The sequence below is a fragment of the Enterobacter sp. MGH120 genome, from assembly GCF_001037725.1.
GTDB lineage: Bacteria > Pseudomonadota > Gammaproteobacteria > Enterobacterales > Enterobacteriaceae > Enterobacter > Enterobacter hormaechei_C.
Genome location: NZ_KQ089940.1, coordinates 827,812 through 843,605 on the forward strand (window position 1 = coordinate 827,812; position 15,794 = coordinate 843,605).

The 15,794-nt window shown below is 59.1% G+C and carries 17 protein-coding genes; 12 read left to right on the plus strand and 5 right to left on the minus strand.

Translation table 11 applies throughout. From position 1 onward, the window contains the following. Positions 1–184: 184 nt before the first annotated feature. The gene (locus SK54_RS03800; RefSeq protein ID WP_015571423.1) at positions 185–589 is read left to right on the plus strand and encodes an OsmC family protein; all 405 of its coding nucleotides are present in this window, start codon (positions 185–187) and stop codon (positions 587–589) included. Between the two features lie 86 nt (positions 590–675). Here SK54_RS03800 and SK54_RS03805 read toward each other — a convergent pair whose 3' ends face one another. The 3 genes from SK54_RS03805 to SK54_RS03815 are packed head-to-tail and all read right to left on the minus strand — an operon-like array spanning position 676 to position 2,813. Next, entirely contained in the window at positions 676–1,545 is an 870-nt protein-coding gene (locus tag SK54_RS03805; protein WP_048246779.1) for a phosphoribulokinase, read from the minus strand. A gap of 30 nt (positions 1,546–1,575) precedes the next feature. After that, a complete protein-coding gene (locus tag SK54_RS03810; protein ID WP_014171926.1) occupies positions 1,576–1,794 on the minus strand; it encodes a YheU family protein in 219 nt (72 codons plus the stop codon). Then, entirely contained in the window at positions 1,794–2,813 is a 1,020-nt protein-coding gene (locus SK54_RS03815; RefSeq protein ID WP_017693875.1) for a hydrolase, read from the minus strand. The genes SK54_RS03810 and SK54_RS03815 overlap by 1 nt, the downstream gene beginning before the upstream one ends. Positions 2,814–3,041: 228 nt before the next feature. On the opposite strand from SK54_RS03815, the gene mdcA reads away from it, so the two are divergent. From mdcA to mdcH, 8 genes are all read left to right on the plus strand, one after another. Continuing rightward, positions 3,042–4,697 (plus strand): malonate decarboxylase subunit alpha, encoded by a 1,656-nt coding sequence (gene mdcA, locus SK54_RS03825; RefSeq protein WP_015571421.1) that lies wholly within the window; start codon positions 3,042–3,044, stop codon positions 4,695–4,697. Continuing rightward, positions 4,697–5,554, plus strand: a complete 858-nt coding sequence (locus tag SK54_RS03830; RefSeq protein WP_039269629.1) for a triphosphoribosyl-dephospho-CoA synthase — start codon at positions 4,697–4,699, stop codon at positions 5,552–5,554. The genes mdcA and SK54_RS03830 overlap by 1 nt, the downstream gene beginning before the upstream one ends. 9 nt (positions 5,555–5,563) lie before the next feature. Beyond that, positions 5,564–5,863 (plus strand): malonate decarboxylase acyl carrier protein, encoded by a 300-nt coding sequence (mdcC, locus tag SK54_RS03835; protein ID WP_000411786.1) that lies wholly within the window; start codon positions 5,564–5,566, stop codon positions 5,861–5,863. After that, positions 5,856–6,689, plus strand: a complete 834-nt coding sequence (locus SK54_RS03840) for a biotin-independent malonate decarboxylase subunit beta (protein WP_039269630.1) — start codon at positions 5,856–5,858, stop codon at positions 6,687–6,689. Before mdcC ends, SK54_RS03840 begins: the two co-directional genes overlap by 8 nt. Next, complete coding sequence (gene mdcE, locus SK54_RS03845; protein WP_032104009.1) at positions 6,689–7,489, plus strand: biotin-independent malonate decarboxylase subunit gamma; 801 nt, start codon at positions 6,689–6,691, stop codon at positions 7,487–7,489. The genes SK54_RS03840 and mdcE overlap by 1 nt, the downstream gene beginning before the upstream one ends. Before the next feature lie 123 nt (positions 7,490–7,612). Next, positions 7,613–8,572: an AEC family transporter gene (locus SK54_RS03850; protein ID WP_000222846.1), complete on the plus strand. Its 960-nt coding sequence runs from the start codon at positions 7,613–7,615 to the stop codon at positions 8,570–8,572. 2 nt (positions 8,573–8,574) lie between these two features. Continuing rightward, entirely contained in the window at positions 8,575–9,192 is a 618-nt protein-coding gene (locus SK54_RS03855; RefSeq protein WP_017693876.1) for a malonate decarboxylase holo-ACP synthase, read from the plus strand. Next, the gene (mdcH, locus tag SK54_RS03860; RefSeq protein ID WP_017693877.1) at positions 9,192–10,088 is read left to right on the plus strand and encodes a malonate decarboxylase subunit epsilon; all 897 of its coding nucleotides are present in this window, start codon (positions 9,192–9,194) and stop codon (positions 10,086–10,088) included. Before SK54_RS03855 ends, mdcH begins: the two co-directional genes overlap by 1 nt. Positions 10,089–10,173: 85 nt before the next feature. Here mdcH and SK54_RS03865 read toward each other — a convergent pair whose 3' ends face one another. Both SK54_RS03865 and SK54_RS03870 read right to left on the minus strand, forming a co-directional pair. Further along, the gene (locus tag SK54_RS03865) at positions 10,174–11,106 is read right to left on the minus strand and encodes a LysR substrate-binding domain-containing protein (RefSeq protein WP_017384171.1); all 933 of its coding nucleotides are present in this window, start codon (positions 11,104–11,106) and stop codon (positions 10,174–10,176) included. Positions 11,107–11,121: 15 nt separating this feature from the next. After that, a complete protein-coding gene (locus tag SK54_RS03870; RefSeq protein WP_039269632.1) occupies positions 11,122–13,026 on the minus strand; it encodes an ABC transporter ATP-binding protein in 1,905 nt (634 codons plus the stop codon). 132 nt (positions 13,027–13,158) lie between these two features. Between SK54_RS03870 and kefG the strand changes: the two genes are divergently transcribed. The 3 genes from kefG to SK54_RS03885 are packed head-to-tail and all read left to right on the plus strand — an operon-like array spanning position 13,159 to position 15,729. Next, positions 13,159–13,710 carry a glutathione-regulated potassium-efflux system ancillary protein KefG gene (gene kefG, locus SK54_RS03875; protein WP_003861686.1) on the plus strand — a complete coding sequence of 184 codons (552 nt, stop codon included), beginning with the start codon at positions 13,159–13,161 and terminating at the stop codon, positions 13,708–13,710. Then, positions 13,710–15,515, plus strand: coding sequence for a glutathione-regulated potassium-efflux system protein KefB (gene kefB, locus SK54_RS03880; protein ID WP_032103994.1), 1,806 nt, complete (start codon positions 13,710–13,712; stop codon positions 15,513–15,515). Before kefG ends, kefB begins: the two co-directional genes overlap by 1 nt. Positions 15,516–15,528: 13 nt before the next feature. Then, complete coding sequence (locus SK54_RS03885; RefSeq protein WP_003861689.1) at positions 15,529–15,729, plus strand: YheV family putative zinc ribbon protein; 201 nt, start codon at positions 15,529–15,531, stop codon at positions 15,727–15,729. Positions 15,730–15,794: the final 65 nt, after the last annotated feature.

A 15,794-nucleotide genomic window follows, 5' to 3' on the forward strand; every position in this document is an offset into this window, starting at 1 on the left:
TTGATGTCCTCTGCATACATGTGTAACGTCAATGTATTACTGTAGCATCCAGAGTGTTTTAGCATAGCTTTCGCCGCGTGTCTCCTGGTGTCTCGCTTCAGCATGACGCAGGTCGCCTTCCGTTGCGAGAAATGTAACGTACACGTAATCTGTCATAAAAAATGCAACGTTGGAGTGAGTGAATATGCAAGCGCGTGTGAAATGGGTTGAAGGGTTAACGTTCCTGGGCGAGTCTGCTTCCGGGCACCAGGTTTTGATGGATGGCAACTCCGGCGATAAAGCGCCAAGCCCAATGGAAATGGTGCTGATGGCGGCAGGCGGATGCAGTGCGATCGACGTGGTGTCGATCCTGCAAAAAGGCCGTCATGACGTGACCGATTGTGAAGTGAAGCTGACGTCAGAACGTCGCGAAGAGGCGCCACGCCTGTTCACGCATATTAATCTGCACTTTATCGTCACCGGCAAAGAACTGAAGGATGCGGCGGTCTCGCGTGCGGTTGACCTGTCTGCGGAGAAATACTGCTCTGTGGCGCTAATGCTGGAGAAAGCGGTAAAAATCACCCATTCGTATGAAGTGATCGCGGCTTAATTTTTTGGCGGGTGGCGCTGCGCTGACCCGCCCTACAAAAGCACGCCCGTAGGCCGGATAAGCGAAGCGCCATCCGGCAACAGGCGTCACGCGATCTGCTTTCCTTCCATCAGCCGCTGCACCAGCGGTGTCATGATCAGCTCCATTGCCAGCCCCATTTTTCCCCCGGGCACCACTAACGTATTCATGTGCGAAATAAACGAACCCTGTAGCATCGCCAGCAGCCAGGGGTAATCAATGCCTTCCAGGTTGCGGAAGTGGATCACCACAAAGCTCTCGTCCAGGGAAGGGATGCTTTTTGCAGCGAACGGGTTGGAGGTGTCCACGGTGGGGACGCGCTGGAAGTTAATGTGGGTTCGGGAGAACTGCGGCGTCAGGAAGTTGATGTAATCTTCCATGGAGCGCACCACCGAGTCCATGACCGCCTCTCGCGAATGGCCGCGCTCGCTCATGTCACGCGTCAGCTTCTGGATCCACTCAAGGTTAACAATCGGCACCACCCCCACCAGAAAATCCACGTGGCGCGCCACGTCGTGCTGAGGCGTCACCACGCCGCCGTGCAATCCTTCGTAAAACAGCACGTCAGTCGGTTCCGGCAGCGGCTGCCAGGGCGTGAACGTGCCGGGGACCTGGTTCCAGGGCACGGCTTCATCGTAGGTGTGGAGATACTTGCGGGACTGCCCGGTACCGCTTTGCCCGTATTCACGGAAGGTTTGCTCCAGCAGGCCGAAGTCATTCGCCTCCGGGCCGAAGTAGCTGATGTGTTTACCCAGATCGCGCGCTTTGCGGATGGCCATATCCATCTCCGGGCGCGTGTAGCGGTGAAAGCTGTCGCCTTCTACCTCTGCCGCCCGTAAGTTAAGCTGGGCGAAGATCTTGCGGAAGGCGAGGCTGGTGGTAGTGGTTCCCGCCCCACTCGAACCCGTAACGGCAATAACCGGATGTCTGGCAGACATAGCAACTCCCTGACTGGAAAAGTGTAAAGATCAGCCGTGAAACGCGTTGCGTGGCATGATATTGACCGTCTCATGCAGTTCGGACCATACCAGCACCACGTCGCCGCTTTTAAGCTGGCGCTTAACATCGTTGACCTTTTGTTCAAGCGAACGTTCATGTTCACCATAATCGGTGCCTTCGCGCAAGACAAAGCTTTCAATCAGATTATCGAGCGTGTCGGGAGAGAGATCCTGCCAGGGAATAATCATTATTTACCGTCCAGATAAGCCGTTAACCAGTCGGGAATACGCGTCTCAAGCCACATTTTTGGCCGACGCAGCGTGCCGCCGACAAAGCCGACGTGTCCCCCGAATTGGGTGAGCTGATACTCCACGTTGGCCGGCAGATGATCGGGCGCCGGAATCGAGTGATGATCCATAAACGGATCATCTTTGGCGTGGATAATCAGCGTAGGTTTCGTGATTTGGTTCAGTAAAGGCATGGCGCTGCACTGACGGTAATAGTCAATCGCATCGGCAAAGCCGTGAATTTTCGAGGTGATCAAATCATCAAACTCGCGCAGGCGCTTCACGCGTTTGAGCTGTTGCAGCGTCACAGGCAGCGTATCCGGATAGGCCTTCAGCTTGCGCGCGGCGTTGGCTTTCAGCAGGTTGAGCAGGTAGCGCTGGTACACTCGCGAAAACCCCTTTTCCATATGATAGCTGCACTGCTCCAGCATAAAGGGCGCAGAGACGATCACCGCCGCATCCAGCGGTACGGCGTCGCTCTCCTTCGCCAGCAGGCAGGCCAGCATATTGCCGCCCAGCGAATACCCCACCGCTGCCGTTGGCGCCTCGCCGAAATTGTCTCTTAGCCAGCGCAGGAACCAGGTACCGTCCTCGGTTTCACCCGAGTGATAAATACGTTTCTGACGATTAGGCTCGCCGCTGCATCCGCGAAAATGCATCACTACCCCAAGCCAGCCGCGGGCTTTCGCCGCCTCAATGAGACCGTGTGCGTAAGGGCTGTGCAGGCTGCCTTCCAGACCGTGAAACACCACCAGACGGGGTTTATGTCTGGCCCGATCCGGATCTTCGCTCCAGGCGAGATCCAAAAAATCGCCATCCGGCAAATCCAGCCGTTGCCAGTGCGGGGTGAACTGTACCTTGCGGCGGATCAGGCGCGGCAGCATGGTTTGCAGGTGAGGGTTAGCCACACCGCGCATGGGCACGAACTCTGCGCTCTCTTCGGCTGCAATGTCGAAGTCTGAGGGAATGATTTGGGTCATAAGGGCGATGCTGATTCTTGTCAGAAATTAACTATACCTTCCGAATTGTACCCCGTTTAGCCCGTTTTTCCGAAACATGAACTGATCCCGATCACAAATATTTACCTTGATTATTACTCTCAGGCTAATGATTTGGCTCTACGCTTAATTGATGCCTTTCTCACCAGAGCGCACACTTTACTCAACGTTAAGCAAATCAGAATGATGTGCTGAATCAGGAGGTTAATAATGTTATCTGGGCAAACACCCACCCGGCAATGGAACACCCGACGCAGTGAGAAAGCGCGTCGTCTGGCGTCCGTACCGGTGCAGGGCAAGGTACTGCCAACCGGCGATCTTGTCGCCATGCTGGAAAAACTGATCGCACCAGGCGACAAAGTCGTTCTGGAAGGCAACAACCAGAAGCAGGCGGATTTCCTTTCCCGTTCACTGGCGGAAGTGAACCCGCAAATCGTGCACGATCTGCATATGATCATGCCGAGCGTGGGCCGCAGCGAACATCTGGACATCTTTGAGAAAGGCATCGCCCGCAAGCTGGACTTCTCCTTCTCCGGTACGCAAAGCCTGCGAATCTCCCAACTGCTGGAGGATGGTCAGCTCGAAATCGGGGCGATTCACACCTACATCGAACTCTACTCACGTTTATACGTCGACCTATCGCCAAACGTGGCGCTGATTGCCGGTTTTAAAGCGGACCGCAAAGGCAACCTCTATACCGGGGCGAGTACCGAAGATACTCCGGCGCTGGTGGAAGCCGCCGCGTTCCATGACGGCATCGTCATCGCGCAGGTAAACGAGCTGGTGGACGACGAGTGCGACCTGCCGCGTGTGGATATTCCGGGCTCGTGGATTGATTTTGTGGTGGTTGCCGATAAGCCGTTCTTTATCGAACCGCTCTTCACCCGTGACCCGCGCCTGATCAAACAGGAACACATCCTGATGGCGATGATGGCGATTAAAGGCATCTACGCTGAACACCAGGTGCAGTCCCTGAACCACGGGATTGGCTTTAACACCGCAGCGATCGAGCTGCTGCTGCCAACCTACGGCGAACAGCTCGGACTCAAAGGCAAAATCTGTAAACACTGGACCCTGAACCCGCATCCAACGCTGATCCCGGCCATCGAAAGCGGCTGGGTGGAGAGCGTCCACTGCTTCGGCGGCGAGCTGGGAATGGAAGAGTACATCCGCGCCCGTCCTGACGTGTTCTTTACCGGTGCCGACGGCTCCATGCGCTCTAACCGCGCCTTCTGTCAGCTGGCAGGTCAGTACGCGGTCGATATGTTTATCGGCTCCACGCTACAGGTCGACGGTTACGCTAACTCCTCAACCGTGACTCGCGGCCGTCTTTCCGGCTTCGGCGGCGCGCCAAACATGGGCCACGATCCGCACGGTCGTCGCCACGCCACACCGGCCTGGCTGAACATGATCACCGAGCCTGACCCGATGCAGCGCGGTAAAAAGCTGGTTGTGCAGATGGTGGAAACCTTCCAGGCGGGCGTGAAGCCAACCTTCGTGGAAAAACTCGACGCCGTTGAGGTCGCGAAAGCCTCTGGTATGCCGCTGGCGCCGGTCATGATTTACGGCGATGACGTCACCCACGTGCTGACGGAAGAGGGGATTGCTTACCTCTACCGGGCGAAAGATCTGGAAGAGCGTCGCGCCATGGTCGCCGCCGTGGCGGGTATCACCGATATCGGTCTGGGCGTTGACGCCAAACGCGTGGCGGAACTGCGCCAGAGCGGCAAGGTTGTGTATCCGGAAGATATGGGCATTCGCCGCACCGATGCCACCCGTTCGCTGCTGGCGGCCGGTAGCGTCGCGGACCTGGTGGAATGGTCCGGCGGTCTTTACAACCCACCTGCGAAATTCCGGAGCTGGTAATGAAACTTCTGCCCCAGATCCAGGTTGAAGGCGGTGCCGAATGGCTGGCGCGAACCGCCACGCAGTGTCTGATTGACGAAGCACGTTTAAGCCCGAAGCCCGGTCTGGTGGACAGCCGGGGGAACGGCGCGCACCACGATTTATCGCTTGCGCTGATGGAGCGCTCCGCTCACAGCCTGACCCCCACGTTTCAGGCGCTGGCGCAGCAGAGCTGGCAGCGTCCGGCGGATATTGCCCTCAGGCAAACCGTTGGCCGCCTGGGTCGCGAAGGTGAACGGCAGATGATGGCCGCTACCGACGGCGTGAACACGCACCGTGGCGCGATCTGGGCGCTGGGATTGCTGGTGAGCGCGGTGGCGATGCTGGGCGGCGATGCCCGGGCGCAAACCGTCGCGAACACCGCCGCTCAGCTGGCGAAGCTGCCGGATGACGCGGCGCCGAAAGTGTTCAGCAAGGGGTTACGCGTCACGCACCGCTACCGTGTACCGGGCGCGCGTGAAGAGGCTCAGCAGGCGTTTCCGCACGTTATGCAGCGCGCGCTGCCGCAGCTTCGCCTCAGCCGTCTCAACGGCAGCAGCGAAACGCAGGCCAGACTCGACGCGCTGATGGCGATCATGACCTCGCTCACCGACACCTGCGTGCTGTCGCGCGCCGGCATGGAGGGGCTGGACGCCATGCAGAGCGGCGCCGGTGCGGTGCTGAACGCCGGAGGATGCGCAACCCTCGCGGGGCAGCAGGCGCTGGCGCGGTTAGACCGTCAGATGCTGGCGCTTAACGCCTCGCCGGGCGGAGCCGCAGACCTGCTTGCCGCCACGCTGTTTCTTGACCGCGCCGAAACGCCCTATTCAAAGCATTAAGAGGATGTTATGGAAAAAATCACATTGACCGTGCCCGCCAGCCGCGAAGTAAGCGGCAGGGCGCTGGCAGGGGTCGTCGGTTCCGGGGATATGGAGGTGCTTTTCACCGCCGAACCGGGCCAGACCTTAACCATTGATATCACCACCTCCGTCGACAACAGCCGCGGGCGCTGGGAGGCATTGTTCAACCGCCTGCAAACCGTCAGCAGCCTGCCCGCAGGTAAGCTGACCATCCACGACTTCGGCGCGACGCCGGGCGTGGCACGCATTCGTATCGAACAGGTTTTTGAAGGGGTGAACCATGCGTGATGACAGCAGCTTTATCGAATTAAAAGCGCGCCAGCGTGCGCAGGCGCTGCTCGACGACGGCAGCTACCGCGAACTGCTGGATCCGTTTGAAGGCATTATCTCTCCGTGGCTTGGGCCACAGGGGATTGTTCCTCAGGCCGATGACGGCATGGTGGTCGCGAAAGGGACCATCAACGGCCAGCCTGCGGTGGTGGTGGCGATTGAAGGCACCTTCCAGGGCGGCAGCATGGGCGAAGTGTCCGGCGCCAAAATGGCGGCAGCGCTGGAGCTGGCGGCGGAAGATAACCGCAACGGCATTCCGACTCAGGCGGTGCTGTGCCTCGAAACCGGCGGCGTACGTTTGCAGGAAGCCAACCTCGGCCTGGCGGCGATTGCCGATATCCACGCCGCGATCGTTGACCTGCGTCGCTATACCCCGGTCGTCGGGATTGTCGCCGGGACCGTGGGCTGCTTCGGTGGGATGTCTATCGCCGCGGCGCTGTGCAGCTACCTGATTGTGACCCGCGAAGCGCGGCTCGGCCTCAACGGTCCGCAGGTTATCGAGCAGGAAGCGAGCATTGAAGAGTATGACTCCCGCGACCGTCCGTTTATCTGGAGCATGACCGGCGGCGAAGTACGCTTTGAAAGCGGGCTGGTGGACGCGCTGGTGGGCGACGGCGTGAACGCGGTGAAAGCCGCGATGAACGACGCCATCGCCAAAGGCGTACCGGCGAAACATCGCACCGATAACTACGACGATTACCTGAACCGTCTGACGAATTTCGACACCCGCAAACAGGCCGATGCCGAACAGATTAAAGCGCTTTTTGCCCGGGAGGTGAAATGATGACTAACTCAATTAGCCGTGGCGAACTCTGGCTGGAAACTCTGGCCCCGAACGCGAAACGTCTGGAGGGGTTATGCCCGTCCGTGCAGGCCGCAGACGGCGAGCTAAACGGTGAAACGGTGCGTTTTGTCGCCGTGGTGCCGGACGCCAACAACCACTTCCCGCGCGCGGCGCAGGGTGAAGTCGGCCTGCTGGAAGGATGGACGCTGGCAAAAGTGGTCAGCGAAACCGTCGCCGCCGACGCAGATAAAGCCGTGAAGCGCCCGATTGTGGCGGTAATCGACGTCCCAAGCCAGGCCTATGGCCGTCGCGAAGAGGCGTTTGGTATCCACCAGGCGCTGGCCGGCGCCGCTGCCGCCTACGCTAATGCGCGGCTGGCGGGTCATCCGGTGATTGGTCTTATCGTCGGTAAGGCCATGTCCGGCGCGTTTCTGGCGCACGGCTACCAGGCTAACCGTCTGATTGCCTTCAACGATAAAGGCGTGCTGATCCATGCCATGGGCAAAGAGTCTGCGGCGCGCATTACGCTGCGTACCGTTGAGGCGCTGGAAAAACTGGCTGCAACCATTCCGCCAATGGCGTATGACATCAGCAACTACGCCACGCTGGGGCTGCTTTCCGACCTGCTGGATATCAGCAATCCGGATGCCCCTACCGAAAGCGATCTGACGCGGGTGAAAACCACCCTGCAACAGGCCATCAGCGACGCTCGTCAGGACACCACGTTGAAAAACCGTCTGGGTGCTGACAACCGCCGCAGCTCGGCGCTCGTACGTGAACGTATGCGAGCCAGCTGGTAAGTAAAAAGAGACCTGCCAGATGCATCACCCCGTGGGCGCGCCCGTTGCGTCCACGCGGGAACCTGCATCCTGAAAATAATAAACATCGCGCCAGTGCTTAAACTTTTTTACTACAGGTGATTTATGACTTACGTAATTGTTCATGCTCTTGCACCGATTTTCGTCATCATGCTGCTGGGATTCTGGGCCGGTAAGGCAAAGATGGTCGATAACAAAAATGTTTCCCTGCTGAATATCTTCGTGATGGATTTTGCACTCCCGGCTGCGCTGTTCAGCGCCACCGTGCAAACCCCGTGGACCGGCATCGTGGCGCAGTCGCCGCTGATCCTGGTGCTCACCCTGGCGATGTGGATCACCTATGCGGTCATCTACTTCCTCGCGACGAAAGTGTTTAAAAAATCCCCGCAGGATGCGGCCGTGCTGACGCTTACCGTCGCCCTGCCAAACTACGCGGCGCTTGGCCTGCCGATTCTGGGCAGCGTGCTGGGCGAAGGCCCTTCAACGTCACTGTCCGTGGCGGTCTCCATCGCCTGTGGTTCAGTGTTGATGACCCCGTTCTGCCTGCTGATTCTGGAGCGTGAGAAAGCCCGCGCCGAAGGCAATAACTCGGGTTCAACGCTTTCCATGCTGCCGGTGCTGATGTGGCGTTCCATTAAAAAACCGATCGTGATGGGCCCGCTGCTGGGTGTGATCCTGTCCGCTATCGGCATCAAAATGCCGGAGCTGGTACTGGCGGCGATTAAACCGCTGGGACTGTCTGCGACCGCTGCGGCGCTGTTCCTGACCGGGGTGATCCTCTCCGCGCGTAAACTTCAGATCAACACCATGGTGATCACTTCCACTATCGCCAAGCTGCTGATCCAGCCAGCGATCGCCTGGGGTATCGTTTTAATCTTCGGTCTGCACGGCTCCGTGGCGATCACCGCCATCCTGATGATTGCGCTGTCCGCGGGCTTCTTTGGCGTGGTGTTCGGTAACCGCTTTGGCGTGCAGTCGCCGGATGCTGAAGCCGTGCTGCTGTTGAGCTCCGTACTGTGTATCCTGTCGCTGCCGCTGTTTATCTCGCTGACTTCAGGAATGTAATCATGACCACAACATTACGCCCACACGACCTCATCTGGCTTACCGCGCGCGACGCCCTGGAAGGGATTACCGAATCCTGGGTGGACGCGGCCTGGCATGCCGGACTACCGGTAGTGGTGCGGCGTGATGTTGATAATGAAGGCCGTATTCCCGTTGGCGTGCGCGGATTGCGCCGCGACCAGCGGGCGGCCGGATGGGTGAAGCCTGAGAACGTGTTGCGCGTGGTGTCGCCCGAAGATTTGAGCGTTGCCGCCGACCTGCTGCGTTCGCCGTTTATCACTCAGCCGCCGGTTCAGGTGGCGCTTCAGCTTGCGCAGCAGTCGTGGCCGTGGACGTGGGGGATAACCGGCAGTACGGGTTACGCGCTGGCGACCGGCATTCCGGTGATCCACGCCGACAGCGATCTCGATCTGCTCATCCGCGCCCCGCGTGCCGTTTCCCCTGAGGCGTTTACTGGCTGGCAGGCTCAGCTCAGCCGTGCGTTGTGCCGGGCGGATACGCAGGTGGACACGCCCGAGGGCGGATTCGCGCTGGCGGAATGGTTACGCGACGGCAAAACGCTGCTAAAAACGCAATGTGGACCGCGCCTGGTGGCGGATCCATGGCACAGGGAGGAGTAATGAAAATACTGTTTACCTTTCCGGGGCAGGGCACACAGCATGAAGGTATGCTGCAAAACCTGCCGGGAACGGAGCTGGAGCAGGCCCGTGCTGTGCTGGGGGCGGAAGTCGATACCCTGGACAGCGCATGCTCGTTAACCCACACCCGTGCGGTTCAGCTTTCGCTGTTGATTGCCGGCGTGGCGTGGGCGCGCGAGCTGGAACGTCGCGGCGTGTCGCCGGATATCGTCAGCGGGCTGTCCATTGGCGCTTATCCTGCGGCGGTTATCGCCGGCGCGCTGGACTTTACGGACGCGCTGAAGCTGGTGGCGTTGCGCGGCGATCTGATGGAGCAGGCGTATCCTCACGGCTACGGCCTGACGGCAATTATGGGGTTGACCCTGCCGCAGGTGGAAAACCTGATTCAGGGGACAGGAACCTATATTGCTAACCTGAACGCCGAAACGCAGATCGTGATTGCCGGAGCCGATGACGGCATGGCGCAGGTGGCGGAGCGCGCCCTGGCAAAAGGCGCGAGCAAGGCTAAGCGGCTGGCGGTGAGCGTACCGTCGCACTGTGAACTGCTGGCGGAACCGGCGCAGAAGCTGGTGGCAGCATTTAATTCGGTCACGCTTTCACGTCCGCGCTGTGCGTACCTGAGCGGCAGTACCGGACGCGTGCTCTGGCAGCCGGAGAAAATTGCCGACGATCTGGCGATGAATATGGCGCGAACCGTGCGCTGGCAGGAGGCGGTGATTTCCGCTAACGAGCGTGAAGCGCGGCTGGCGATTGAGATGCCGCCAGGGGGCATCCTGACCTGTCTGACGCGGCAGGCGGCGTGGGAAGGTGAATCCATTTCGCTGGAGCGCAGCGGGGTGGACGTGGCGGTGCATCTGGCGGGTCGGCTTCGTGCATGAGTTTTTAGCCCGGTGGCGCTACGCTTACCGGGCCTACAATTCGGGAGTAGGCCCGGTAAGGCGCAGCCGCCACCGGGCAATAACATCAGGCACTATCCTGCAAACTTCTCGCATACATCCGCCCTTCCGCGGCCAATGCCCGCAGGCTCGGATCCTGCTCGCGGTTGCGGGCAAAGACGATCGCAATCAGCTGCTGCATCTGGTACGGCTGCGCCAGCTTCAGTAGCTGTACCGAATTTTCATACACTTTCTTCATCCTGCCCGGCATCAGCGTAAACCCGACCCCCGCCTGCACCAGACTCAGCATCGAGAAGATATCGTTCACGCGCGTCACAATCTCCGGCTCGAAACCGGCGATATGAAACGCTTCCTGAAACCCGGCGTAAGTGGCGAACCCTTCCGCGAGGGCGACAAACTTCTGATCTTTATAATCACGCAGATCGGCGGGGCCGCTGGTATTCAGCGTGGCAGAGGCCGGTGCGGCAAGGAAAATATCGTCATGGAACAGAGGAAGCACTTCGAGGCTGTTACGGTCGATATCGCTTTCGGAAATAGAGATTAAAATCGCATCCAGCGATCCCTCATCCAGCATATGGAGCAGGGTTTCGTTCGAGCCCATCGTCAGATCCATCTCCAGATCCGGACGGCGCAGCTTCATGCCCATTATCAGGCGCGGCACGGTTTCCAGCGTCAGCGAGTAGAGCGTGCCGACGCGCAACCGTCCCTGGCCGATACCGGCGATCTTGCGCGACTCTTCCAGCCCGCGCTCCATCACCTGCATCACCTCCTGACAATACTCCAGCAGCGTCCACGCGGAGGGGAGGGCAATCAGGTTACGCCCTTTGTGAGCAAAGAGCGGGCAGCGGACGTTCTCTTCGAGGGTATGCAGCGCGCGGTGCACGCTGACACCGCTCAGGCCGAGCGTTTCGGCGGTACGTGCGATATTGCCCTTCTCCATGAACGTCATGAAGATGCTGAGCTTACGGAATGTAATCTCGCTCGTGGTATCGAAGCCCATAACCCTCCCGGCGTGTTAGTCGGCTTGCAGCATCGCTTCCAGCTGTTCCTGCGCGTCCAGCCATGCCATTTCGCACTCTTCGAGGCTGGATTTGGCTTTCGCCTGAGTTTGCAGACAGTCCGTCAGCTCCGCTTTGCGGCTCTGATCGTACAGTTCGCTGTCGCCCAGCTTCTCTTCGACGGCAGCAAGCGTGGCGTTGAGCTTTTCCATCTCTTTTTCGAGACGGGCAATCTCTTTACGCAGCGGCTGCGTCTGGGTGCGCATTTCCGCTTCACGGCGCTTCTGATCTTTACGCGCCTGGGCGCTGTTGGCGTTGTCTTTCGCTGACTCTTCCGGCTGGTTTTCCTGCTTCTGCACGTCCGTCAGCCACTGCTGATAATCTTCCAGATCGCCGTCGAACGGCTCCACTTTGCCGCCGTGCACCAGGTAGAGATCGTCGGTGGTGGAGCGGATCAGGTGGCGGTCGTGCGATACGACAACCAGCGCCCCTTCGAACTCTATCAGCGCTTCGGTCAGCGCCTGGCGCATGTCGAGATCGAGGTGGTTGGTCGGTTCATCAAGCAGCAGCAGGTTTGGACGCTGCCAGACGATCAGCGCCAGCACCAGACGGGCCTTTTCGCCGCCGGAGAAGCGCTCGGTGTTTTCAGTCACCTTATCGCCCTGGAAGCCAAAGCCGCCGAGGTAGTCGCGCAGTTTCTGCTCCATCTCCTGCGGCGCCAGGCGCGCCAGGTGCTGGATCGGCGATTCATCCGCGCGTAAAAATTCCAGCTGATGCTGGGCGAAGTAGCCTAGCTTGATGCCCTTCGCCAGGCCGATTTCGCCGCTGACCGGGTTAAGCTCGCCCGCCAGCAGTTTGATCAGCGTCGATTTACCGGCACCGTTGCGCCCCAGCAGACCAATACGTGAACCCGGCACCAGGTTGAGCTTGATGGAATCGAGAATAATGCGCTCGGCATAGCCCGCGCTGACCTTCTCCATCTTCAGCAGCGGGTTAGGCAGGCTTTCAGGCTCGCGGAAGCTGAAGTGGAACGGGTTATCCACGTGCGCCGGGGCGATCATCTCCATGCGTTCCAGCATCTTGATGCGGCTCTGCGCCTGCTTGGCTTTTGACGCCTTGGCCTTGAAGCGATCCACAAAGCTTTGCAGGTGCGCCACGCGCTGCTGCTGGCTTTCATACATCGCCTGCTGCTGGGCAAGGCGCGTCGCGCGCTGGCGCTCGAAAGAGCTGTAGTTGCCGGTGTATTCGAACATGCTTTGCTGTTCGATATGAATGATTTTATCAACTACCGGATCGAGGAAGTCGCGGTCGTGAGAGATCAGAATCAGAGTGCCCTGATAGCTCTTGAGCCACTTCTCCAGCCAAATAACCGCATCAAGATCGAGGTGGTTGGTTGGTTCATCGAGCAGCAAAAGGTCGGAGCGGCAGATCAGCGCCTGGGCCAGGTTAAGGCGCATGCGCCAGCCGCCCGAGAAATCGCTCACCGGGCGTTCAAGCTGTTCGTTGCTGAAACCCAGACCGTGCAGCAGGCTGGAGGCACGGGAGCGAATGGTCCAGGCATCGATGGCGTCCAGCTTGCCGTGGACGGTGGCGATGGCGTGGCCGTCGTTACGTTCGTTGGCGGCGTTGAGCTCCGCTTCGAGCTTGCGGTATTCACGATCGCCGTCGATAACATAGTCGAGCGCGGGTTCGCTCAGCGCGGGCGTCTCCTGGTTCACCCAAGCGAGCTGCCAGTTGCCCGGGAAGGTAAAGTTACCGCCATCCGCGCTTATCTCGTTTTTCAGCAGCGCCAGCAGGGTGGATTTACCGCAGCCGTTTTTGCCGACCAGCCCCACTTTCTGGCCCGGGTTGATGGTAGCAGTCGCGTTATCCAGCAGGACGCGCACGCCGCGACGAATTTGTAACGAGGAGAAAACAATCATAGAAGCGCCGTATGTTCCGACTATGTTAATTTGTCATTATGATAATGTAAGGTGTGGGCCATTTTCCCCACCGGGCCGCCATGGTAGCCCAAAACGACAACAATACACAAAAACAGAACCGGGAGGGGAGTGATGTCTCAGACAGCGAAAGTGCTGCTGCTGTATGCCCATCCGGAATCACAGGACTCGGTGGCGAACCGGGTGCTGCTTAAGCCGGCCACACAGCTCAGTAACGTAACGGTGCACGATCTCTACGCGCACTATCCTGATTTTTTTATCGATATTCCTTACGAGCAGGAACTGCTGCGTCAGCACGACGTGATTGTGTTCCAGCATCCGCTTTATACCTACAGCTGTCCGGCGCTGCTCAAAGAGTGGCTGGACCGCGTGCTGAGCCGGGGCTTCTCCAGCGGGGTGGGGGGCAACCAACTGGCGGGAAAGTACTGGCGGAGTGTCATTACCACCGGTGAGCCGGAAAGCGCTTACCGTCACGACGGGCTGAACCGTTACCCCATGAGCGACATTCTGCGGCCGTTTGAGCTGACGGCGGCGATGTGCCGTATGCACTGGATGAGCCCGATTATTATCTACTGGGCACGGCGACAGGATCCGAAAGCACTGGCGAGCCATGCCAGGGCCTATGGCGAATGGCTGGCGTCACCGATTCCGGCGGGAGGACGCTAATGGACGGTTCGAATTTACTCCTTGCCGGGGTGCTGTTTCTGTTTGCCGCCGTCGTCGCGGTCCCGCTTGCTGCGCGTCTCGGCATTGGCGCGGTGCTGGGCTATTTGCTGGCAGGGATCGCCATTGGCCCCTGGGGGCTTGGATTTATCAGCGATGTGGATGAAATTCTCCACTTCTCCGAGCTGGGCGTGGTCTTCCTGATGTTTATCATCGGGCTGGAGCTGAACCCCGCCAAGCTGTGGCAACTGCGGCAATCTATTTTTGGCGTCGGGGCGGCGCAGGTGTTACTCAGCGCGGCCATTCTCGCGGGACTGCTGATGTTGACGCAGTTTTCCTGGCAGGCCGCGGTGATTGGCGGGATCGGTCTTGCGATGTCGTCGACGGCGATGGCGCTTCAGCTGATGCGCGACAAAGGGATGAACCGCAACGAGGCGGGGCAGTTGGGTTTTTCGGTGCTGCTGTTCCAGGATTTAGCGGTGATCCCGGCGCTGGCGCTGGTGCCGCTACTGGCGGGCTCCGGAGACGATCATTTCGACTGGATGAAGATCTCCATGAAGGTGCTGGCCTTCGCGGGGATGCTGATCGGCGGACGGTTTTTACTGCGTCCGGTATTCCGGTTTATTGCCGCATCCGGCGTGCGCGAGGTATTCACCGCCGCAACGCTGCTGCTGGTGCTTGGCTCAGCGCTGTTTATGGATGCGCTGGGGCTGTCGATGGCGCTTGGGACGTTTATCGCCGGGGTGCTGCTTGCGGAAAGCGAGTACCGCCACGAGCTGGAGACCGCCATCGATCCGTTTAAGGGGCTGCTGTTAGGGCTGTTCTTTATCTCGGTGGGTATGGCGCTTAATCTTGGCGTGCTCTATACCCATCTGCTGTGGGTTATTGCGAGTGTCGCCGTGCTGGTGGCGGTCAAAACGCTGGTGCTGTATCTCCTCGCGAGGATTTACGGGCTGCGCAGCTCGGAAAGAATGCAGTTTTCCAGCGTGTTAAGCCAGGGTGGAGAATTTGCGTTTGTGCTGTTTTCCACGGCGTCGTCTCAGAAGCTGTTCAAAGATGACCAGATGGCGCTGCTGCTGGTGACGGTTACGCTGTCGATGATGACCACCCCGCTGCTGATGAAGCTGGTGGACAAACTGCTGTCGCGCCGCCTGAATCCCGCAGACGATGAAGACGAAGCGCCGTGGGTGGAAGATGATAAACCGCAGGTGATCGTCGTGGGCTTTGGTCGCTTCGGACAGGTGATTGGTCGCCTGTTGATGGCGAATAAAATGCGCATTACGGTGCTGGAGCGCGATATCAGCGCCGTCAACCTGATGCGCAAATATGGTTATAAGGTGTACTACGGCGATGCGACGCAGCTTGAGCTGTTGCGCTCGGCGGGGGCAGAGGCTGCGGAGTCCATCGTCATCACCTGCAACGATCCGGAAGACACGATGAAGCTGGTGGAGCTGTGCCAGCAGCATTTCCCGCATCTGCATATTCTGGCGCGTGCGCGTGGACGTGTGGAGGCTCACGAACTTTTGCAGGCGGGTGTGAAACACTTCTCCCGCGAAACCTTCTCCAGCGCGCTGGAGCTGGGACGCAAGGCGCTGGTTTCGCTGGGTATGCATCCTCACCAGGCGCAACGCGCCCAGATGCATTTCCGCCGGCTGGATATGCGAATGCTGCGTGAACTGATGCCCGTGCACAGCGACACGGCGCAGATCTCCCGCGTTCGGGAAGCGCGTCGCGAACTGGAGGAGATCTTCCAGCGTGAGATGCAACAGGAACGACGCCAGCTCGACGGCTGGGATGAATTTGAATAAAGGGTAACGAAAGATGGCTGTACGTAAACGCTTTATCGCGGGCGCAAAATGCCCATCCTGCCAGGCGCAAGATACGCTGGCCATGTGGCGTGAAAATAATATCGATATCGTTGAATGTGTTAAGTGCGGTCACCAGATGCGTGAGGCCGATAAAGAAGCCCGCGATCACGTTCGCAAAGAAGAGCAAGTGATCGGCATTTTTCATCCAGACTAGCGATATGCTCTGAGTTTTTTTAAGCTTAAGGGTACACGGGTGCAGATTTCCGCTACAATCTGCGC